Genomic DNA, 20,024 nt, shown 5'->3' on the forward strand with positions numbered 1-20,024 from the left:
TGTTGAGCAACACCGTCACCAGCACAACAGGACAGGCTTTCGAGCGCCAGTATTATTTAGCATAGCCCCGCCGAAGCGGGGCCTTGGCACCATCCGCTGGATACCGCCGGCAGTGACTACCTGGCCATCTTCTCCAACATGCGATTGACCGCGTCTAGATGCTCCGGCTCGTTATGGCACATGCCCTGGAAGGTCGCGCACAGATCGAGAAAGTCCTTGAGCTCCATGCGACTGCCCTGCTTCATCAGGCGCTTGGTGAGTCGCGTCGCCTTGGGCGGCTGGGCGGCAAACTGCGCCGCTAGCTCGCCTACCCGGCTAAGCAGCGCATCATGCGCGACTACCTCGAGCACAATGCCGTACTCGCGGGCCTCCTCGGCGCCGACCACCCGCCCCGAGAGGGTCAGTTCGAAGGCGCGCTGATAGCCGATCAGGCGCTGCAGGAACCAGGCGCCACCGTCGCCGGGGATGATCCCCAGGTTGAGGAAGGTCTCGCCGAACTTGGCTCTGTCCGAGGCGATACGAACATCGGCCATATTGGCCAGGTCGAAGCCCGCACCGATGGCCGGGCCGTTGACCGCGGCAATGATCGGTACTTCGACGCCCTGCAGCGCCAGCGGGATGCGCTGGATACCGCGCCGGTAGCGCTCGGCGACCTCGGCCACGTCGCCGGCGAAGTCGCCGCCGCGCTGGGCCATGTCCTTGACGTTGCCGCCGGCGCTGAACGCCGAGCCGGCGCCGGTGATCACCAGCACCGAGACCTCGTCGCAGCGGTTGACCCACTCGGCCACGGCGACGATATCGTCGACCAGCCCGGTGCCGGTCAGGGCGTTGCGCACGTCGTGACGATCCAGGGTCAGGGTCGCCACGCGCGCCTCCAGGGTCAGCCTGGCGTCAGTCAGCGAAGGCAACGGCACAGTGGTCATGACGGGGTCTCCTGGGTCGGGGAATCGAGGATGATGCGCGCATCGACCAGCGCATAGCCATCGGCGTTGGCAATCACCGGATTGAGGTCCAGCTCGGCGATCTCTGGATACGCCGAGACGATGCTCGAGACGCTCAGCAGCAGCGCCACCAGCGCCTCGCGGTCCACCGCCTGCTCGCCGCGCACGCCATCGAGAATCTTGCGCGCCTTGATCTGGTCGACCATTGAGCGCGCATCGAAGGGCGACAGCGGAATCGCCCGGAAGGCCACGTCCTCCAGCACTTCGACGAAGATACCACCAAGGCCGAACATCAGCACCGGACCGAAGATCGGGTCGCGGCTCACGCCGACGATCACCTCGACGCCCTTGGGCGCCATCGGTGCCACCAGCACCCCTTCGATCTCGGCGTCTGGGTCGTAGGCGCGACACGACGCCAGGATCGCCTCCCGCGCCGCACTGAGTGCCGCTTCGCCAACCAGGTTAAGGCGCACCCCGCCGGCATCGGACTTGTGCAGAATGTCCTTGGAGACCACCTTCATCGCCAGCGGCACTTCACCAAATTCGGCGACCACTGCGGCCAGTTGCTCGGGCCCCGTGACCAGCCGCTCCTCGAGCACCGGCACACCGTGGGCGCGTAGCAGCGCCTTGGCCTCGGGCTCGAGCAGGTCGCGGCCGGCAGCCAACGCAGCATGGATGGCTGTCGCGCTGTCGGGGTCGCGGGGCACCGCCGGCGGCAGACGATGGGCGCGGCTGGCATTCAGATAGTGGCCGCGCTCGCCAAGCGCCGCCAGCAGCCGCACGGCGTGTTCGATGGAGGCGTAGATCGGCAGCCCCGCTTCGTGCAGGCGACGCAGCGCCGGCGGCTTGACCGGGGTATAGAGGCTGTAGATCACCAGCGGCTTGGTGATCGCCTTGGCCAGATCGACCATCGCCTCGGCGCCGCGCATCTCATCGCCCAGCAGCGACTCGGCGAAGCGGATGCTGTAGCCGCCGAACATGCCGACCAGAAACACGCTGTCGACGTTATCGTCGGCGGCAACGATCTCCATGCAGGTCGCCAGCAGCGAGGGATTGGCGTCGGTGGAGCCGGCCACGTCCACCGGATTGACGGTAGACGCCTGGGGGAACAGGATCGCGCGCAGCCGGTCACGGGTCGCCTCGCTGAGCTCGGCGAGCTCCAGGCCCGCCTCGGCCAGCCGGTCGGAGGCGATAGTGGCCTGGCCGCCGCCGTCGGAAATTACCGCCACGCGCTTGCCGCTGGCCTTCTGCAGCAGCCCAAGCCCCTCGGCCACCGGCAGGATCTCGTCGGAGTACTGCACCACGCTGACCCCGGCCTGCTTGAGCAGGTCCACGGTCATGGCGTAGCTGCCGGCCAGCGCCCCGGTGTGCGAGCTGGCGGCCTTCTGGCCCTGCTCCGTGGAGCCCGACTTGTAGACCACCACCGGCTTCATGGCGGTCACCTCACGGGCCACGTCGAGGAACTTGCGACCGTCGCGAAAGCCTTCGACGTAGAGCGTCGCCACCCGGGTATGTTCGTCCTCGCCCAGGTAGCGCAGGTAGTCGTTGAAGCCGATGTCGCTCTGATTGCCGGGACCAACGTAGGTCGAGAAGCCCACCTGGCCGTTGTGCTGAGCCTCCAGCGCCAACGACAGCAGCATATTGCCCGACTGCGAGATGATGCCCACGTCGCCGGGGCGCACGTTGTCCAGCGCCAGCAGGTTGATGCGATGGTGGAGATTGAAGATCCCCGAGGTATTGGGGCCGATGATGCGTACGCCGTGGGCGCGCGCCTTGTCCATCATCGCCTGTTCCAGGGCCGCCCCCTCGCCGCCGATCTCGGCGAAGCCGCTGGCCAGTATCACCGCGCCCTTGATGCCGCGCCGCCCGCACTCGGCGATCAGCTCCGGCACGCTGGCCGCCGGCGTGCAGATCAGCGCCAGTTCGGGGCTGCCGGGGATCGCCGTCACCGTCGGCCAGGCTTTGACGCCGAGGATCATGTCGGCCTTGGGATTGACCGGATAGATGTCACCGCGGTAGCCATCCTTGATCAGGCCGACCATGGCCTTGTAGCCACGCTTGGTGGGATCGGACGAGGCGCCGATCACGGCGATGCCGGTGGGCGCCAGAATATCGTGCAGCGGGCTGCGGCTCGGCAGGTGTCCTTCGATGGGGTTCATGTTCACTGCCCCTTGAAGCGCGGCGTACGCTTCTCGGCGAAGGCATCGACGCCCTCCTGCCAGTCATCGGTAGTCGAGCAGGTGAAGACCGCATCCAGCTCCTGCTGCAGCTGGCTTTCCAGCCCGGTTTCGCTGGCCTGGTTGACCAGCCGCTTGAGCATCGCCATGGATACCGGCGCCTGCTTGGCCAGGGTCTGGGCCAGCCGCTCGGCCTCCTGGAGCAGCGACGCGGCCGGCCAGTGGTCGCTGGCCAGGCCGATGCGGGTGGCCTGCTCGCCGTCGACCCGCTTGCCGGTATAGAGCAGTTCGCGCGCCATGCCCAGGCCCACCAGCTGTGGCAGCAGCTTGGAAACGCCGCCACCCACGCAGGTACCGATGCTGGTCTCGGGAAAGCCCAGCTGCGCCTCATCGGCCATCACGATGAAATCGCAGGCCACCGCCATTTCGGCCCCAGCGCCCAGCGCATAGCCGTTGACCGCGGCGATCACCGGCTTGTCGAGGCGCAGGATCGCCTCGCACACGTCGTTGCCCAGCTGCAGGTACTGGCGGCGCTGGTAGAGGGTCCGCGCGGCACCGCCGTGCTCCTTCATGTCGGCCCCGACGCAGAAGGCCCGGCCTTCGCCGGTGAGGATCACCGCGCGCACATCGGGATCGCGCTCGGCGACTGTCAGGGCATCGAGCAGCTCGCGATAGAGCCCTTCGACGACGGCATTGAGGCGCTGGGGACGGTTGAAACGAATGATAGTGACCGGCGTGCGGTGCTCGACGATCAGGGTCTCATAGGCGGGGCGGCGCATCTGTGCTCCTTGGCGAATGCCCGAGGGATTGACAAACAGAACATAAGTGTCGCAGATAAAACATTAACGGCACGTTTGTATCACCGGCATGCTAGGGGTGAGCCTCACCACGTGTCAATACGTACGTATCACTATTTTATTAATACCGATGCATCTGTAACACTCATCGCCGCGGCAATGCGTTACAATGCCGCCCCCATCGAGCAGCCGGATAACAACGAGGTCACGATGACGAAGGATCACGCCACCGCTCACATCACCACCCTCGATGCCGTCAATCAGGCCCTTGCCGAGCGCTATTCGGAGCTCAGCCCACAGCTCAAGCTGGCCGCACGCTACGTGCTCGACCACCCCATGGAGATCGCCTTCCAGTCGATCCGCAAGTCGGCCGCCGCCGCCGAGGTGACCTCATCAACGCTGATGCGGCTGGCCAAGCGACTGGGCTTCGACAGCTACGAACAGTTCCGCGAGATCTTTCAGTCGGCGGTTCAGGCCGGTCCCATCGAGCTCTCGGGGCGCGCCTCGAGCCTCAAGGCGCTGGCCGGGAGCGACGATCAGGTGTTCGTCGACGTGGGTGATACCGCCTTCGACAATATCGGCCGGCTGTTCACCGCCGATATGCAGCCCAAGGTCCGCGATGCCGCCGAGCGCCTGCTGGCCGCAGGCAAGGTGGCGGTGGTGGGATTTCGCGACGCCTTCGCCTGTGCCTACCACTTCGCCTACGTGGGGCGCATCGCGATGCCCAACGTACAGCTGATTCGTGGCCAGGAAGGCGGATTGCTCACCGAGCTTGCCACCTTCGGCGAGGGAGACGTAGTGGTAGCCTTCGGCTTCGACCCCTACTGCGCCGAAACCGTCAGAGCCCTGGAAGTCACCCGCGCCAACGGCGTCGAGGCCATCGTGGTCACCGACACCCTGCGCTCACCGCTGGTACCCGGCGCCGCGCTGACCTTTAATATCGCCACCGCCACACCGCACTTTTTCCCGTCGATCCTCTCGGCGATCACCCTGATCGAGGCGATCCTCGCCGAGTGTGTGGCCTACGGGCCGGAAGCGCTGGTCGACAACGTCACCCGCTTCGAATCGCGGATGCGCGAGCTCGGCGCCTATGTCGATCTGGAGTAGTAAAACGACGGCGCCCGCCTGAAAAGGCGGGCGCCGTGGAGGTCTACAGCGAGCTGTTCAGGGCAGCAGAATGGTCGAACCGGTGGTCTTGCGGCTGGCCAGCGCCTGCTGGGCCTTGCCAGCCTCTTCCAGGGCGAAGCGCTGGGCGATGTCGATCTTGATCTTGCCGCTCTCGAGCATCGCAAACAGATCCTGGCACATCGCCTCGAAGCGCTCGCGGGTGTCGGCGTAGCCGTTGAGGCTGGGGCGGGTCACGAACAGCGAGCCCTTCTGGTTGAGGATACCGATATTGACCCCTTCCACGGCCCCCGAGGCGTTGCCGAAGCTGACCATCAACGAGCGCGGCTTGAGACAATCCAGCGAGGTCTCCCAGGTGTCCTTGCCCACCGAGTCGTAGACCACGTCGCACATCGCGCCGTCGGTCAATTCCTTGACCCGCTCGACGACGCTCTCCTTGGTGTAGTCGATGGTCGCCCAGGCGCCGTTCTGCTTGGCCAGCGCGGCCTTCTCCGGGGAGCTGACGGTGCCAATCAGCTTGACGCCCAGCTCACGCGCCCACTGGCAGGCGATCGAGCCGACGCCGCCGGCGGCGGCATGCCACAGGATGGTTTCGCCGCCCTTCAGTTCATAGGTCTGGCGCATCAGGTACTGCACGGTCAGGCCCTTGAGCATGCTGGCCGCGGCGGTATCGCAGTCGATGCCGTCGGGCAGCACCACGACCTTGGCGGCCGGCAGGGTGTGTACCTCGGAGTAGGCGCCCAGCGGGCCCTGGGCATAGGCGACGCGGTCGCCGACCTTGAGATGGGTGACGCCCTCGCCGACCGCCTCGACCACGCCGGCACCTTCGGTGCCGAGGCCCGAGGGCATCGACGGCGCCGGATACAGCCCGGTGCGGAAGTAGATGTCGATGAAGTTGAGGCCCACCGCCTGATTGCGGACCTGGACCTCGCCGGCGCCGGGCGCCTTGGGCTCGACGTCGACTAGCTCCAGGACCTCGGGGCCACCGGTCTTGGCAAACTCAATACGCTTGGCCATGGCATGCTTCCTTAGATTGCTAACGGGATGTCACGCTATCCAAACGCTGTTTCACGCCCTGGTCAAGTCAGCGCGGCGGGGAAGGCCTCGAGCCCTTCAACGAAGCGCTGTTTCTCCGCTTCAAAGGCCTTGGCATCGTGCTTGAAACGGCGCAGCACCTGCTGCTCATCGATCTTGATCGTGGCTGCCAGCGCCGCCAGCTGGGTGGCGGGATGCGATGCCGCCAGGCCGATGCGGCCGCCCTGCTCGCCGCCAAACCAGCGGCTGATGCCGCACGACTGGTAAAAGGCTTCCTGCTCGGCGTCGATAGCATCGACCCGCAGCGGTGCCTTGAGCGCCAGCTCGGCGATCAGGCGCCGCTTGGGCTCGTCGTCATCGCCGAGACGGCACGCCAGGCGCAGCGTCATGCCCTCGCCGGCCTCGTCGAGCACCAGCAGCGCCAGCGCCTGGGGCACGCCCTGGGCATCGACAAGCGCCAGCAGCCGCGCCGCCTCCTCGGCGAACAGCACTCGCCGGGTGCCGGCAAACACCACCAGCGGCGTCAACCCCGCCGACTGGCCGTAGTGCTCGGCGCACAGCCGCGCCAGGCAGGCGTCGCGCTGGGCGACATCGGTGACATGCATGACCTTCATTCGACCACCTCGATTACACTCTTAAGTGCGCGCTTGCCGGCGCGCCCAAAACCGCGCAGCCTAGCATATCCTGCAGGATATCACCCTGGGTTCGCAGTAGGGCTGGCGCAGCTGCTCGCAGCGAGGGCGCCGGGGCAGGGCCGTACCGCTCGAACTGATCCGTCGACCGGCCTGCAAGGCGGCGCTGTAAACCCGTCCCTGGGCGCTACCTTGCGCCCTGCTGCGCTCTCGCATCCTGCTCCGCTTGCAGGACCAGGGCTGGCCATCCATGGCCAGCCCGTTCGGAGCAATGCTCCTCACCCATGGCGCAAACCGCCTTTTCGGCCGGTCCCCGGCGTTCTTCGCTTGGCTGCAACGGCAATGGCCCTGGGGCCAGGGAGGTAAGTAATCTGGTTGTCATCATGCTGAGATAATCTCGGCCAAACACTCAGGAGGGCCTAGCGAATGTCATACGCCTATACCGCCGATGGGCTTCCCCGCACCATTGCCCACCGCGGGCTGTCGGCACATCTGCCGGAGAATACCCTGAGCGCGGTGCGCGCGGCCAAGCAGATCGGCTGCGACTGGGTAGAGATCGACGTGCAGCTGCTCGGCGACGGCACCCCGGTGATCTGGCACGACAACGGCGTGCGGCGCTGCTCCGACAGCCGCGGCAAGCTGGCCAAGCTCGACCTCGAACGCGCCCGTGCGCTGGACGTGGGCGGCTGGTTCAGCGGCCACTTCGCCGGCGAACGCATGGCCACCCTCGACGAGATGCTGGCGCTGCTCAACGAGCTGGAGATGGGCGTCAACCTCGAGCTCAAGGTCAATCGCGGCCGCGACCCGCTGGCCCTGACCCACACCGTGATCCCCCTGGCGCTGGCGGCGCTGCCCGCCGAGCGCCTGATCGTCTCGTCGTTCAACCGCACGGCGCTGGATGCCGCGCGTGACGTCCAGCGCGATCGCGACAGGCTGCGCCTGGGGCTGCTCTTGGAGAAGACGCCACGCGAGTGGCGGCGAGACGCCGAGGCCCTCGGCGCTTTCAGCCTGCACGTCGACTGGCGCAAGCTGAAAGAGAAGCGCGCACGGGAGATCAAGGAGGCCGGCTACGCGCTGTTCTGCTATACCCCCAACGATCCCGTCGCCTTCGCCCCGCAGTGGGACTGGGGCGTCGACGGCGTGATCAGCGACGATCCGGCGCTGTTCAAGCACCACCTCCCCGAGTCCGCCTCCCTAGCCGAGCGCCTGACCGAGACTTGATCCAGATCAAGGCCGGGGCCGGTAGCGTTCAAGGCCCGCGGCTGCCCTGCCGATAGTGCGAGTAACCCCGTCGCGCACTCTCGGCAAGGAATCCTGCATGAACCCTTCTACGCTAATCGGCATCCTCGCCAGCATCCTGCTGCTGGCCAGCGTACTGCTGTTCACCGCCGAGTCCCCGGCCAGCTTCCTCAACCTGCCGGGGCTTGCCATCGTCATTACCGGGACCCTGGCCGCTACCTTCATCAGCTACCCGCTGCGCGAAGTGGTCCGCGTCACACGCCTGGTCGGCATCGTCTTTCGCCGCGAGAACACCTACGCCCGCGACGACATCAAGGAGCTGGTGGATATGTCGCGGCTGTGGTTCCAGGGCAATGTGCAGGCCGTAGAGGAAGCCCTGGAGAATACCCGCAACCCGTTTCTGCGCACCGGGATCCAACTGGTAATCGCCAATACCAAGGAGCAGGAGATCATCGACCTGCTGCGCTGGCGCATCGCCCGGCTCAAGGCCCGCGAGCACGCCGAGGCGCAGATCTTCCGCACCATGGCCACCTACGCGCCGGCCTTCGGCATGATCGGTACCCTGGTCGGGCTGGTGAACATGCTGGAAGTCATGGAGGCCGGCGACGTCGGGGTGATCGGCCCGCGCATGGCGGTGGCGCTGCTCACCACCTTCTACGGCATCCTGCTCGCCAACCTGGTGTTCAAGCCCATCGCCGTCAAGCTCGAGCGACGCACCGAGGAGCGGCTGATCGCCATGAACATGGTGCTCGAAGGCATCTCGCTGATCACCAAGCGGCGCCTGCCGTCGTTCATCGAGGAGACGCTCAACTCCTTCATGGCCAACTTCCACGACGAGATCAACGACCCCAGTGTGCCGCGCCGCGGCGACGACGAGGCCGGTCAGCATGTCTGAACTGCGCAACAGCCATCAGGACCTGCTGCCCGGCGGCAGTGAGGATGAGGGCGAGAGCTGGCTGATCAGCTACCTCGACGTGCTGACGCTGCTTATCACGCTATTCGTGCTGCTGCTATCCCTGGCCGGCAACGGCCTCGGTGATCGCGGCCAGCAGTACGCTGGCCAATCGCCCACGCTCAGCGAATCGGCCATTGCGGCGGCACACGCCGCCGGCTCGCGCGGCGCCGGGCTGCAGCCGCGCCATAGCGGCCTGCTGCCGCAGCTCGAAGGGCTGATGCCCGAGGGCGTCTCGGTGACCCGCGGCAACGAAGGGGTGACCCTGCGCATCGACGACAACCTGCTGTTCGCCAGCGCCCAGGCCGACCTCACCGGCGACGGCCGCCAGGTGCTGGAGAGCTTGCTCGGTACGCTGCGGGCCTTCGATGGGCGCATCTCGGTAGAGGGTCACACCGACGACGTGCCGATCACCACGCCGCGTTTCCCCTCCAACTGGGAGCTCTCCGGCGCCCGCGCCATCGCCGTGGTGCGCTACCTGCAGGGGCAAGACATCCCCGAGTCGCGGCTGCGCGCCATCGGCTACGCCGACACCCAGCCGCTGGAGAGCAACGAGAGCGCCGAAGGCCGCGCCGCCAATCGGCGGGTCGAGCTGGTACTTCACGAAGCGGCGAGCCGCTGAGGAGTCAGCGAAATTGCGACAGGATCGCGTCCATATCCAGGTGCTGCTCCAGGGTATCGGCCAGGCGCTCGAGTTCACGCTGGCGATGGGCGGCGTAGTCCACCGCCCCGCCAGCGTGCAGCCCACAGCGCGTCAACAACGCCGCGCACGCCTCTGGCCGGTCGAACAGGCCATGCAGGTAGGTGCCCATGACCTGGCCGTCGTCGCTGACGGCACCGTCGGGCCGGCCGTCCAGCTCGCATAGCGGGCGCGCCAGCGCCGGCCCTTCGCTGACGCCGTTGTGGATCTCGTAGCCGCTGATCGCCGCGCCGTCGGGCAGCAAGCAGCCACTCACGTTACGCAGCTGCTTGCCCGCCACCATGCGTGTCTCGAGGTCGAGCAGCTTGAGGCCCGGCGTCGAACCGGCCGGCCCCTCCAGGCCATCCGGGTCGTGTATCGCCTGGCCCAGCATCTGCAAGCCGCCGCAGATGCCAAGCAGCTTGCCGCCGTAGCGCAGGTGGCGCTGGATCGCCGCCTCCCAGCCCTGATCGCGCAGCCAGGCCAGGTCGCTACGAGTACTCTTGCTACCGGGCAGGATGATCAGGTCCGCCGACGGGATCGCCTGGCCTGGCCCGATCTGGTTCGGCCCGACAAAGCTGAGCTCGACCTGCGGGTGGAGGCGCAGCGGGTCGAAGTCGTTGTGGTTACTGATCCGCGGCAGCGCCGGCACCACGACGCGAAGCGCTGCGGCATCCGACGCCACACCGTGCAGCCCCACGCTATCCTCGGCGTCCAGCAGCAGCCCCTGCAGATAGGGCAGCGTCCCATACACCGGCTTGCCGGTGCGTTCGGTCAGCCAGTCGAGGCCCGGCTCAAGCAGGCCGATATCGCCGCGAAAGCGGTTGATGACGAAGCCGCGGGTACGCGCGCGCTCGCTCTCGCTGAGCAGCTCCAGGGTGCCGACCAGCTGGGCGAAGACCCCGCCGCGGTCGATATCGCCGACCAGGATAACCGGGCAGTCGACCATCTCGGCAAAGCCCATGTTGGCGATGTCGTTGGCGCGCAGGTTGATCTCCGCTGGGCTGCCGGCCCCCTCGGCAATGATCACCTCATATCGGGAAGACAGCGCCTGCCACGCCGCCAGCACGCTCTCCTGCGCGGTGCGCTTGTAGGCGTGGTAGTCCAGCGCGTCCATATGGCCGTGCACCCGCCCGCGCAGGATCACCTGGGCGCCGCGGTCGCTCTCGGGCTTGAGCAGCACCGGGTTCATATCGCTATGCGGCTCGACGCCCGCCGCCAGCGCCTGCAGCGCCGTGGAGCGGCCGATCTCGCCGCCGTCCACCGTCACCGCACTGTTGAGCGCCATGTTCTGCGGCTTGAACGGCGCCACCGACACGCCGCGCCGCGCCAGGGCCCGGCACAGCCCCGCCACCACCGTGCTCTTGCCGGCATCCGAGGTGGTGCCCTGAATCATCAAGGTCGTCACGATCTCGCCACCTCGGCCAGCGCCTCATGTAACGCCTCATCCGCCAGCGGCTCGCCCCAGCCACTGCCGTGCACCAGCTCCGCCAGGGGCAGGCGCTGACGCCAGCCGCTGCGGGCCAGCTCGGGCTGCTCCAGGAACTCGCTGACATAGCCCAGGCACAGGTAAGCGAGGGGGTAGACCTGCTCGGGCAGGCCCAGCACCTCGGCCAATTCGTCCTGATCAAGGATACTCACCCAGCCCACGCCGATGCCCTCGGCACGGGCCGCCAACCACAGGTTCTGCACCGCCAGGCAGGTGCTGAACAGATCCGTCTCGACGATGCTGTTGCGCCCCAGCACATGCTCGCCGCCACGCGCTCGGTCGCAGGTGATGCACAGGTTGATGGGGCTCTCCAGAATCCCCTCCAGCTTGAGGCGGCGATAGGTCTCTCCGCGATCGCCGGAATAGTGCTCGGCGGCCTTGGCATTCTCGCGCTGGAAGATGCCGTGCACTCGCTCGCGGACCGCCAGGCTGTCGATCACCAGGAAATCCCAGGGCTGCATGAAGCCCACCGACGGCGCATGATGGGCAGCCTCCAGCAGGCGGGCCAGCACCTCGGGGGGAATCGGGTCCGGCAGAAACTGGGCGCGCACATCCCGACGCTCATGGATGGCGCGGTAGAGCCCCTCCCGCTGCGCCTGGGGGAAGGCGTGATCGCCTCGCCCACTCTCTTCAGCCATGCGGCTCTCTCCTGGAAGTCTCGGTAATATGTTCGTGGGTAAGGTGGTCCGATAGCCGCGATGGGTTGATTGCTATCGTTCACCCTCCAGCTCATGCCATACCCGAAGAATAATGATGGCACTGGCATGTACCGAGTAACGAACCACATACCTGCCAAAGATCATGTCGCGTACGGAGTCAGGCACCGGCGCCCTCTCAACCGGGGATCCCATCTTGGGGAAATCGGGTAACACGCCGATTTTACCGACTAACTCTGCGGCTACCCTGCCTGACGCAGCAGGATCATGGGTTGCGATAAACTCCCTGAGACGCTTCAGATCTTCAATGGCCTCAGCCGAGTAGACCAGTTTCACTTACCTGACCTCGGCGCATCCAGCTCATTTTCGGTGCCCCAGCTGTTGAGCCAGCGATGGACATCGTCGGCATCCACCACTCTCCCGTGAGCAGCGGACTCCATTGCCTCCAGCGTTTGCCTCCAGCGCTCTTGCTCACGCTGTTCCTTTTCGATGTATTCCGTTAGCGCCTGGTTGATCACCCAGCCTTTGCTGCGCTGGAGCCTGCTGGCGATCTCTTCCAGGTGGTGCTCAACCTCTGCCTGAAGCCGGACGGTGGTAACGCTCATGTCAGTACCCTCGAAGACATTGACTACAACGTATTACAGCATAGTCCCAAGGATTGGCCAAAGCGCAACGAAGGCTACAGTTCGATGCCCTTCTGCGCCTTGATGCCCTGCTCCTTGAAAGCGTGCTTGACCACGCGCATCTCTGTGACGGTGTCGGCCAGCTCGATCAGCGCCTCCGGGGCATGGCGGCCGGTGACCACGGCGTGCTGCATGGCCGGCCGCGCCTGGAGGTCGTCCAGCACCCGGTCGAGGCTCAGGTACTCATGACGCAGGGCGATATTGAGCTCGTCGAGCAGTACTAGATCGACGCTCGGATCCTGGAGCATGCCGCGGGCCACCTCCCAGGCCGCCTCGGCGGCTTGCACGTCCCTGTCGCGATCCTGGGTGTCCCAGGTGTAGCCCTCGCCCATCACGTGATACGCCACGCCCGGCACCTGGCGAAAGAACGCCTCCTCGCCGGTCTGGAACTTGCCCTTGATGAACTGCACCACGCCCACCTTCATACCGTGGCCCAGGGCGCGGGCCAGCATGCCGAAGCCGGAGCTGCTCTTGCCCTTGCCGGGGCCGGTGAGCACCAGCAGCACACCCTGCTCCTTGTTGGCCTGGGCGATGCGCTCGTTCATGATCTTCTGCTTGTGGGCCATGCGCTCGGCGTGGCGCTGCGGATCAACATGCTTCATTTCATTCTCCGTAATAGATAGACGTCCATGATCCAGCCGTGCTGCTCGCGCAGGGCGGCGCGCTGCGCGAGGATCGACGCGGCCACGTCCACCAGCCAGCCGTGGATCAGGCACTGTTTCTGCATGCCCAGGTAGGCGCCCCACCAGATATACAGGCCCTCCGGCGGCAGCGACTCGAAGGCTCCGCCGCTGTCGAGCATCACCGCGACACTTGCAGCATCGCTGGGCCAGCCGCGCTCGCGCAGCCGCCGCCCGGTGGTGATCTGCACCGGTTCGGCCAGCGCATTGAGGGGAATACGGTGCTCGGCGGTGAGGACCTGCAGGCTGGTGATGCCCGGCACCACACGTATCTCGACCTCTTGCCCCTCGGCGCTCAGCCGCCCGGCAATGCGCAGGCTGCTGTCATACAGCGACGGGTCGCCCCAGATCAGCATGCCGACTCGACCGCCCTGGGGGAGATGGGTCGCCATCAGCGCCGCCCAGACCTCGGCGATTTCTGCGTGCCAGTCGTCCACCGCGCCCAGGTAGTCGGCGCGGCCATCGCGGCGCGGCAGGTCGAACTCCACCACTCGGGCAGCTGACGAATCATCCAGCAGATTGCGGCACAGCAGCCGGCGCAGGTCGACCAGGTCCGACTTGCCCTCCCCCTTGCGCGGCAGCAGGATCAGGTCAGCTTCATTCAGCGCCCGCACGGCGGCCAGGGTGACATGCTCGGGATTGCCGGTGCCGATGCCGATCAGCGAGAGGTGGATCATGGCTCATGCCTCTTATCAGCCCTCTCGTCGCCGGGCGCGGTGCCGGCGAAGGGCGAGTCCGCCGACTGGGGCCGAAAGCGGCGGTCGTAGCCCACTGCATAGAGGCTACTCTCCTGGAAGTCCTCGCTGTCCAGCACCGGCCCTACCAGGATCAGCGCCGTGCGCTGCATGGCGTCGTCGACCTGGGAGGCCACCGTCGACAAGCGCCCCCGAACCACCCGCTCATCGGGCCAGCTGGCGCGCCAGACGATGGCCACCGGGCAGTCGGCGCCGTAGAACGGCACCAGCGCTTCCACCACCTGGGCCAGGTTGTGGATGGAGAGATGGATCGCCAGGGTGGCACCGGTCCTGGCGAAGTTGGCCAGGGTCTCGCCGTCCGGCATGGCGCTGGCCCGCCCCGGCGTGCGGGTAAGCACCACGGATTGCGCCACCCCCGGCAGCGTCAGCTCCTGGCCCAGGGTGGCGGCCGCCGCGGCGAAGGACGGCACGCCCGGAGTAATGGCGTAGGGAATGGCGAGCTCGCGCAGCCGGCGCAGCTGCTCGCCCATGGCGGACCACACCGAGAGATCCCCGGAATGCAGCCGGGCCACATCCAGACCCGCGGCGTGGGCGCTGCGCATCTCGGCGATGATCTCATCCAGGGATAGCGGCGCGGTGTTGATGATCCGGGCACCTGCCGGGCAGTGCTCGAGCAGCTGTTCAGGCACCAGCGACCCCGCATAGAGGCATACGGGAGAAGACGCGATAAGGTCCCGGCCCCGCAGCGTCAGCAGGTCCGGGGCACCGGGGCCGGCGCCAATAAAGTGTATGGTCATGCTGAGTATCCTATCAGGGCGCCTCTATAAAGCGTCGGGCGACCGCTACGGTGGCCATTCGGTCCGTCGAAATCAACCGCGGCCCGAGCAATGCCGCACCCGGCCCCGCCGCCAGCAAGGCCACCGCCTCGGCGACGCTTCCCGTGCCCCGGGCCTGCAAGCTCTGTTGGGAGTGAGTCAGTGTAGCCGCCTGCGTAAGGGCGGCATCGTCCACAGCAACCACCGCCATGCCCCGCGCACGCCCCAAGGCCTGAACCAAGGGCAGCATCGACTGAGCCGCGGCCAGCCGATCAACGGCGCCATACTCTGCCTCGATCCGCTCCAGCGCATCAATCAACGACGCCAGCTGTGCCCCGCGGCGAAAGCCGAAGCCCGCTACTGTCATCGAATCGCCCACTGCGGTTCTTCAATCATCCTAATATCGTGCCCCACGAGATTTTTAGCAGTGTGAGTTCAGGGTCGAAAAATATCATAGATCCCAGATAGAGGCGCACCACGCTGGGAGAAGTGGAATTTCCTGCAGCCTCAACGCCTGCGTAATGGGACGGCTTGGAGCGCCAGCGAAAAACCGGTCCCATTGACGCAATGGTTAGATTTCACCTTGCATTTGACCCAGACGGCTTGTTGGTCGCTTGCGCATCTATCAGAACCAATTCTTTACCTTCTTTGAGCTCTAACTCTTCCATTATTTTCTGAACCCGAAATAACTCGCTGTCGCTAAAATACAAAATCACTTTAATGGATTTCTTCGTTTGATTTGCTGCTTTATAAACTTCAACCTGCTTTGCCAGATTCTGCTTCAGCTTGGAATTGCTAGCCAGCTTGAACTCTACAATGGTGCTATCTTTCGACCCTCTGGATATCTTATAGTCGACCGGACCACGACCATTATTGACTTCAGCATTAACATCGTCTTGTGAAGCGTACCAGGTCAATCGAAACATAAGTTGAAGGTCCGACTCACGCTTGATTGGTTGGCCATTAGAATAAAAAATTCGGTAGCCATCATTATTTTCAATGACTTGCTTTAAAAACAGAACGCGACTGTACGCTTCATCATGTGTGTCGTCAAAAGTCTCGTAAAAACTGCTTTCATCCTTTAAGTTCTCAATTAAGATAGCCACTTGACGTATGAAAACCGTCTCTATTTCTTGGACCTTTTGTTCACTCAATGCGACAGCTTGATCACCTGTGTCTTCCTTGAGCCGGATGTAGCGGTCAATTAACTCAGGGAAATTCCTTAATGTCTTAGCTATTGCCTCATTGATTTCACGCTGCTTCGCTTCTTCTGGAACGCGGCGAAGAAAATATTCGTTTACTTGGTCTCTCAACTCTACGTTGGGGATAGCCGCGACAATGTCATCAAAGTCACCAATTATGTCATGCTTGTTAATCCATGCTTCATCCTTGGTAAGGATGTCTTTTGGTGTCAACAATACATAATCACCATCTATGTAAGGTAGCGTATATTTTTTTGACGTCCAACGGCGAGTTTTATAATTAAACTCCGCGTGCGGGACCATAACTGACTTAGTTCGAGACGAGTCGATATATTTTTGAGCAAAATCTTGCGTGTACTCGCACAAGTACGACTTTATAAGATTGGTAGTGAAGTCACTTATGCTATCTTTTCCAACACCCTCCTTAATAAGGCATAGTTTCTCTAAGTGACTGCTTTTCGTTATCTTCTCTGAACCAAAATCATTGAATATGTTGCTAAGGTTTTCATTTAGCGCGTTTGCAAAGTCCGGCCCTAGGCCAGACCCACCATTTCCCACTTTGCTGAAACCTAACCAATTCTGTTTTACTTCAGGAAATAGGAACCAGTGCCGGACCAATCCTTTAGAGATCGTCCCAGCCTCTGACATATCACGGAGAAATCCAATATATTTTATGATTTCATCATGCAAATGCTGATATTCCGACTTATCGCTATTAAAGAGCAAAAACGGATCTATAAATACAGGCAGGTCATTAATCAAGGAGACATTAAACGCACCACACTCTTCGAGGTCGTCCTTTGAAACAGAAAAATAGTCCGAAAAATAGACGTTCATTCAAATCTCCTTGCAAATCTAACGCCCTGCTCACCGGAATTTTAGGAGCGAAGCGAGTTAAATCTCCGCGTGCAGTGACTTGTTAGCATTATCAATCTGCACAGTATATTATTGGTATCGCATTCATATCTCTAACAGCATGAGCAAATGATGAAATAATCCAGAGCAATTGAATAATGTGTCCCGGCACTGATTCACCACGCTGTATCTTAGAAAATTCAGTTGTCACAGAAGATTTTGATATAAAAGAACAGCTTAGAATACATTTCCTGTGAAGTTTGTAATCTTTTAACAATCCCTCTAGATAGCCTTCGGCTTGCGCTGGGTCGCCTTTCCTAATTCTATCAACACTAGTATTGCAGCCACTATTTGTGTATGTATCCGAGAACTTACCATTGATTCTTTCGAGCATCTGCTCTTTAGTAAAATACATATTTCCCAGATTTTTTATTCCTTGACCAACTACATCATGAAGGTTGCTTGCTGAAGTGCTAGTACTGCCATGCTTAGAATGGATGAAGCTTATATTGGATTCGGCACGATTTAATGTAATGTGATCAGCCCATTCAATACCCAAATCATCACAAAATATATAATCGTCGTTTTGATGTAAGCTCTCAACCACACCAAACATTGAGTCAACCTCAAACGTCGTACTTGTATTATTAAAACTACCTTTTTCAGAAGTTACTGCAGGCATTTCAACTTTAGGATGCATTATCTCTAAGATACTATTTATCTCAGAAATTCCTGATGAGTCTTGGAAGCATGCGCCCATAAAGTACATGTATTTAGGATCAGTGAATGTGACGCTATAGTAACCATTTTTTACGATAAATTTTTGTAAGGTTACTTCCTTTCCGTTTTCGATTACTCGAAACTTTGTCAAAGCCTTTGATGTCAATGTTAAGCTTTTTTCATTCTTTCTAAGGCGCGTACAATTTTCTCTTCCAATAACCTTACACTCTGAGTCAAGCTCATATACTCTTTCAAGGCCTGCAAAAAGCTTGCTCTTAATCCGAGAAGAAACAACTACATTTACACCTCTAGCTGTCTTATATTTTAAAGTCAGTCCGTCCCGTTCAATCCTTTCCTGTAACGGAGTACTTTCCACTAGAATTGCATTAGGTTCACATGCGTTTAGAACATCGCTTAATTCTACTTTCTTAGCAAAAGAATCTAGGAAGTTATTATCGTTCGAAGGGTTTTCAATAAGCTCAACTTGCTCCTTCACCCAACCAGCTATCTCATCGAGGGATTTTCTTTGAGAAGACTCAACTAATCGCCCAGTTCCAGAAACTGTTTTTGTGATAGGGCCTTGACGTAACTTTAAATAAAATGGAATTGACCTTCCTGCAGCGTGAGTCGAAAGAAGTCCCTTTAAATCTGCAGCTTCATAAGACCTTGCTCTCATTGCCCTATCTGAAATTGTCATATTTCTTAAGGCAATTTTTTGAAACTCAACATCGTTATCGCCAAATGTGCTTGTCAAATCTCTACTATCAACAAGTGCGAAATGTTCTTTTAATAACTCGGATATATTTGCACAACTTTTCTTAAGAATTGCCAAATAATTCCGATATTCGATCAATATAATAAAAGCGTACACCCTATCTTCGAGCTCTTCGTCAATAAAATATACAGGTCTAACAGACGGGAATACTCTAACTGAGCATTTATATTCTAAGTCTGATTCATCAACTCTCTTATCAGCTCTGAAAAGGTCAACAACAAACTGAGCGCCCGTATCCATATTGTCGACTGCAGCAACGAGAATATCATTTATGATTGAATCATCAATGGCGTTTTTTGGTATATAGAATTGTGCATTTTTTGTGAGTTCTAGTCTTTCAGGCATGCTCAGTACCTCCTTGTAGTGCTAACGTTCAAAACAGCGACGCGTTTACGCGTCCGACTGCTTTTTCTTGTTAGATTCCGACAAATCGTCTACTATCTTGTTAATATTTACACCCAGCCCAGCAATATTTGGCTGTAAAATTAAGTACCTAGCTGTAAATCCGAACAGTTTTTTTAACGTGCTCAATAAATTGCTTTTTACTTCTAGCTCACCGGTTTTATATAGTAATGATATTTCTGAAACCAGCTTTGATTTTTGTTTTTCGAAAACTGGAGCTAACACAGTGGTTTCATTCAAGTAACCCAAAAATTTCTCGATCATGTCTTTTTGTTTAAATGCTATACCAATAGCAGCATAGGTAAATATATAATCCAACTTCTCTGATTCAGATAATCCAGAAAGATTATCCTCTACTTCCCTGATTGTGTAGATTGCATCCTCATAATTTAGCTCAATCTGCGCTTGAGACAGGAAGACCTTTACTATTTCTGAGTTCTGGATTGATAACGACTTTCTGTATTGCTCAATAGCCTCTTCAAACTTCTTAATGTGAAATAGAGACTTTCCAATTTCAAAATGGATATCAGCTATGCCTGAATCTGTCCATGAATGACTTTCTAGAAGGGATTCAAACTCTTGAATTGACTTCACCTTTAACTTGGCAGAATACTGTAAATCCGCAAGTAAACTTATTGCCCGCGCATGCTGCATGCGCCCATATGAGTTATCATTACTCCAATCGGTCAATTCATAATCATTTATAGCTTGCTCAATTAATTTCTCAGATTCTGGCTCATCTCCTATGCAAAGATATTTTATAGCCTTGACTACAGTATATTGTAGTTTTTCTGAAGGCTTTTCGATTAGAGAAATAAGCCTGTCTAGGATATCAAGATTTCTTTTAAACGGAAGGTCGTCAGAGCAAAAATGAAGATATAACTGGATAATGTCAGCATCATTCTCTTCATCTAAAGGCATTAATTTTTTTACTTCCCTTTTCCCTACTTTTTCAGACCAATTATCACCTAGCGAAGCTATTACTTGAAAATACGTAATTTTTCTTTGCCAGCGCACATCAGAAACATTACCCCTTAATCTTTCTAAGTCGTATTCAAACGATTGATAGTCATTTAAACCTCGATAACAATCGAGCAAGGATTCCGTCAATTCGGAGAGAGAGTTAATATCAATATCTAAAAGCCACATTACACCTTCATTCTTACTGGCAATATAAGGGGCAGTATTTGTCTTATGTAGAATTGTGTAATTGGTGATTCCGTGCCTTACGTATTTGAGTGCAGATCGATAATCTTTCTTAATCATCAAATCTCTAGCGGAGTCGATCATTTTCCCACACGCAACATCGTTTTCGCCGAAACAACAACGTTTGAATTTCAACCCTGATCCACACAGGCATTGAGAATTTAATGCAGGTTTATATCTAACATGCCTCACTGGCATAGCTCTCCGTTGAATCTAACGTAAAGCTGAGCGGCGGGCTTGGAGCGGAAAGCCCATCCGGCGTAGGCCCG

20 protein-coding genes and 1 pseudogene are annotated in these 20,024 nt (G+C 59.7%); 4 read left to right on the top strand and 17 right to left on the bottom strand.

The genetic code is table 11. From position 1 onward, the window contains the following. Positions 1-116: 116 nt before the first annotated feature. The 3 genes from CK498_RS10560 to CK498_RS10570 are packed head-to-tail and all read right to left on the bottom strand — an operon-like array spanning position 117 to position 3,897. Positions 117-923, bottom strand: coding sequence for an enoyl-CoA hydratase-related protein (locus CK498_RS10560; RefSeq protein WP_095620842.1), 807 nt, complete (start codon positions 921-923; stop codon positions 117-119). Further along, a complete protein-coding gene (locus tag CK498_RS10565; RefSeq protein WP_095620843.1) occupies positions 920-3,100 on the bottom strand; it encodes an acetate--CoA ligase family protein in 2,181 nt (726 codons plus the stop codon). The genes CK498_RS10560 and CK498_RS10565 overlap by 4 nt, the downstream gene beginning before the upstream one ends. 2 nt (positions 3,101-3,102) lie before the next feature. Then, a complete protein-coding gene (locus tag CK498_RS10570; RefSeq protein WP_095620844.1) occupies positions 3,103-3,897 on the bottom strand; it encodes an enoyl-CoA hydratase/isomerase family protein in 795 nt (264 codons plus the stop codon). Between the two features lie 228 nt (positions 3,898-4,125). On the opposite strand from CK498_RS10570, the gene CK498_RS10575 reads away from it, so the two are divergent. Further along, positions 4,126-5,022: a MurR/RpiR family transcriptional regulator gene (locus CK498_RS10575; protein ID WP_095621296.1), complete on the top strand. Its 897-nt coding sequence runs from the start codon at positions 4,126-4,128 to the stop codon at positions 5,020-5,022. Between the two features lie 57 nt (positions 5,023-5,079). On the opposite strand, the gene CK498_RS10580 is transcribed toward CK498_RS10575, so the two are convergent. Continuing rightward, positions 5,080-6,057, bottom strand: a complete 978-nt coding sequence (locus tag CK498_RS10580) for an NADPH:quinone reductase (protein ID WP_095620845.1) — start codon at positions 6,055-6,057, stop codon at positions 5,080-5,082. A 62-nt stretch (positions 6,058-6,119) separates the two neighbouring features. Continuing rightward, positions 6,120-6,689 carry a hypothetical protein gene (locus CK498_RS10585; RefSeq protein ID WP_095620846.1) on the bottom strand — a complete coding sequence of 190 codons (570 nt, stop codon included), beginning with the start codon at positions 6,687-6,689 and terminating at the stop codon, positions 6,120-6,122. Between the two features lie 444 nt (positions 6,690-7,133). On the opposite strand from CK498_RS10585, the gene CK498_RS10590 reads away from it, so the two are divergent. The 3 genes from CK498_RS10590 to CK498_RS10600 all read left to right on the top strand — a co-directional run bounded on the left by CK498_RS10590 (position 7,134) and on the right by CK498_RS10600 (position 9,520). After that, positions 7,134-7,928 (top strand): glycerophosphodiester phosphodiesterase family protein, encoded by a 795-nt coding sequence (locus tag CK498_RS10590; protein WP_095620847.1) that lies wholly within the window; start codon positions 7,134-7,136, stop codon positions 7,926-7,928. Between the two features lie 97 nt (positions 7,929-8,025). After that, complete coding sequence (locus tag CK498_RS10595; protein ID WP_095620848.1) at positions 8,026-8,841, top strand: motility protein A; 816 nt, start codon at positions 8,026-8,028, stop codon at positions 8,839-8,841. Then, positions 8,834-9,520, top strand: a complete 687-nt coding sequence (locus tag CK498_RS10600) for an OmpA/MotB family protein (RefSeq protein ID WP_095620849.1) — start codon at positions 8,834-8,836, stop codon at positions 9,518-9,520. Before CK498_RS10595 ends, CK498_RS10600 begins: the two co-directional genes overlap by 8 nt. Before the next feature lie 4 nt (positions 9,521-9,524). Here the strand turns inward: CK498_RS10600 and CK498_RS10605 are convergent, their stop codons facing one another. The 12 genes and pseudogenes from CK498_RS10605 to CK498_RS26865 all read right to left on the bottom strand — a co-directional run. Then, on the bottom strand, positions 9,525-10,985 hold the full coding sequence (locus CK498_RS10605; RefSeq protein WP_095620850.1) for a cobyric acid synthase: 1,461 nt from the start codon (positions 10,983-10,985) through the stop codon (positions 9,525-9,527). Further along, complete coding sequence (bluB, locus tag CK498_RS10610) at positions 10,982-11,704, bottom strand: 5,6-dimethylbenzimidazole synthase (RefSeq protein WP_095620851.1); 723 nt, start codon at positions 11,702-11,704, stop codon at positions 10,982-10,984. Before bluB ends, CK498_RS10605 begins: the two co-directional genes overlap by 4 nt. Positions 11,705-11,776: 72 nt before the next feature. Further along, positions 11,777-12,058 (bottom strand): type II toxin-antitoxin system RelE/ParE family toxin, encoded by a 282-nt coding sequence (locus CK498_RS10615; protein WP_095620852.1) that lies wholly within the window; start codon positions 12,056-12,058, stop codon positions 11,777-11,779. After that, on the bottom strand, positions 12,055-12,327 hold the full coding sequence (locus CK498_RS10620) for a CopG family ribbon-helix-helix protein (protein WP_095620853.1): 273 nt from the start codon (positions 12,325-12,327) through the stop codon (positions 12,055-12,057). Before CK498_RS10620 ends, CK498_RS10615 begins: the two co-directional genes overlap by 4 nt. A gap of 74 nt (positions 12,328-12,401) precedes the next feature. Then, on the bottom strand, positions 12,402-13,007 hold the full coding sequence (gene cobO, locus CK498_RS10625; RefSeq protein ID WP_076747314.1) for a cob(I)yrinic acid a,c-diamide adenosyltransferase: 606 nt from the start codon (positions 13,005-13,007) through the stop codon (positions 12,402-12,404). Further along, the gene (gene cobF / locus CK498_RS10630) at positions 13,004-13,762 is read right to left on the bottom strand and encodes a precorrin-6A synthase (deacetylating) (RefSeq protein ID WP_095620854.1); all 759 of its coding nucleotides are present in this window, start codon (positions 13,760-13,762) and stop codon (positions 13,004-13,006) included. Before cobF ends, cobO begins: the two co-directional genes overlap by 4 nt. Next, positions 13,759-14,577, bottom strand: coding sequence for a precorrin-4 C(11)-methyltransferase (gene cobM, locus CK498_RS10635; protein ID WP_095620855.1), 819 nt, complete (start codon positions 14,575-14,577; stop codon positions 13,759-13,761). Before cobM ends, cobF begins: the two co-directional genes overlap by 4 nt. A gap of 13 nt (positions 14,578-14,590) precedes the next feature. After that, positions 14,591-14,962, bottom strand: coding sequence for a cobalamin biosynthesis protein (locus CK498_RS10640; protein WP_095620856.1), 372 nt, complete (start codon positions 14,960-14,962; stop codon positions 14,591-14,593). 211 nt (positions 14,963-15,173) lie between these two features. Next, positions 15,174-16,634 carry a hypothetical protein gene (locus CK498_RS10645; RefSeq protein ID WP_095620857.1) on the bottom strand — a complete coding sequence of 487 codons (1,461 nt, stop codon included), beginning with the start codon at positions 16,632-16,634 and terminating at the stop codon, positions 15,174-15,176. Positions 16,635-16,725: 91 nt separating this feature from the next. Next, positions 16,726-18,492: a hypothetical protein gene (locus tag CK498_RS10650; RefSeq protein WP_095620858.1), complete on the bottom strand. Its 1,767-nt coding sequence runs from the start codon at positions 18,490-18,492 to the stop codon at positions 16,726-16,728. 45 nt (positions 18,493-18,537) lie between these two features. After that, complete coding sequence (locus CK498_RS10655; protein ID WP_229359040.1) at positions 18,538-19,815, bottom strand: tetratricopeptide repeat protein; 1,278 nt, start codon at positions 19,813-19,815, stop codon at positions 18,538-18,540. Between the two features lie 54 nt (positions 19,816-19,869). Continuing rightward, positions 19,870-19,953: pseudogene (locus CK498_RS26865) on the bottom strand (SEC-C metal-binding domain-containing protein); the annotation flags it as partial. Between the last annotated feature and the right edge of the window lie 71 nt (positions 19,954-20,024).

Source organism: Halomonas salipaludis (assembly GCF_002286975.1).
GTDB lineage: Bacteria > Pseudomonadota > Gammaproteobacteria > Pseudomonadales > Halomonadaceae > Franzmannia > Franzmannia salipaludis.

Excerpts from the sequence above, each read along its gene's own strand:
- CK498_RS10560 (WP_095620842.1), bottom strand. The coding sequence starts at position 923 with ATGACCACTGTGCCGTTGCCTTCGCTGACTGACGCCAGGCTGACCCTG.
- CK498_RS10640 (WP_095620856.1), bottom strand. The coding sequence starts at position 14,962 with ATGACAGTAGCGGGCTTCGGCTTTCGCCGCGGGGCACAGCTGGCGTCG.
- bluB (WP_095620851.1), bottom strand. The coding sequence starts at position 11,704 with ATGGCTGAAGAGAGTGGGCGAGGCGATCACGCCTTCCCCCAGGCGCAG.
- CK498_RS10595 (WP_095620848.1), top strand. The coding sequence starts at position 8,026 with ATGAACCCTTCTACGCTAATCGGCATCCTCGCCAGCATCCTGCTGCTG.
- CK498_RS10645 (WP_095620857.1), bottom strand. The coding sequence starts at position 16,634 with ATGAACGTCTATTTTTCGGACTATTTTTCTGTTTCAAAGGACGACCTC.
- CK498_RS10590 (WP_095620847.1), top strand. The coding sequence starts at position 7,134 with ATGTCATACGCCTATACCGCCGATGGGCTTCCCCGCACCATTGCCCAC.
- CK498_RS10565 (WP_095620843.1), bottom strand. The coding sequence starts at position 3,100 with ATGAACCCCATCGAAGGACACCTGCCGAGCCGCAGCCCGCTGCACGAT.
- CK498_RS10650 (WP_095620858.1), bottom strand. The coding sequence starts at position 18,492 with ATGCCTGAAAGACTAGAACTCACAAAAAATGCACAATTCTATATACCA.
- cobM (WP_095620855.1), bottom strand. The coding sequence starts at position 14,577 with ATGACCATACACTTTATTGGCGCCGGCCCCGGTGCCCCGGACCTGCTG.
- CK498_RS10575 (WP_095621296.1), top strand. The coding sequence starts at position 4,126 with ATGACGAAGGATCACGCCACCGCTCACATCACCACCCTCGATGCCGTC.
- CK498_RS10580 (WP_095620845.1), bottom strand. The coding sequence starts at position 6,057 with ATGGCCAAGCGTATTGAGTTTGCCAAGACCGGTGGCCCCGAGGTCCTG.
- CK498_RS10585 (WP_095620846.1), bottom strand. The coding sequence starts at position 6,689 with ATGAAGGTCATGCATGTCACCGATGTCGCCCAGCGCGACGCCTGCCTG.
- CK498_RS10620 (WP_095620853.1), bottom strand. The coding sequence starts at position 12,327 with ATGAGCGTTACCACCGTCCGGCTTCAGGCAGAGGTTGAGCACCACCTG.
- cobF (WP_095620854.1), bottom strand. The coding sequence starts at position 13,762 with ATGATCCACCTCTCGCTGATCGGCATCGGCACCGGCAATCCCGAGCAT.
- cobO (WP_076747314.1), bottom strand. The coding sequence starts at position 13,007 with ATGAAGCATGTTGATCCGCAGCGCCACGCCGAGCGCATGGCCCACAAG.
- CK498_RS10600 (WP_095620849.1), top strand. The coding sequence starts at position 8,834 with ATGTCTGAACTGCGCAACAGCCATCAGGACCTGCTGCCCGGCGGCAGT.
- CK498_RS10655 (WP_229359040.1), bottom strand. The coding sequence starts at position 19,815 with ATGATTAAGAAAGATTATCGATCTGCACTCAAATACGTAAGGCACGGA.
- CK498_RS10570 (WP_095620844.1), bottom strand. The coding sequence starts at position 3,897 with ATGCGCCGCCCCGCCTATGAGACCCTGATCGTCGAGCACCGCACGCCG.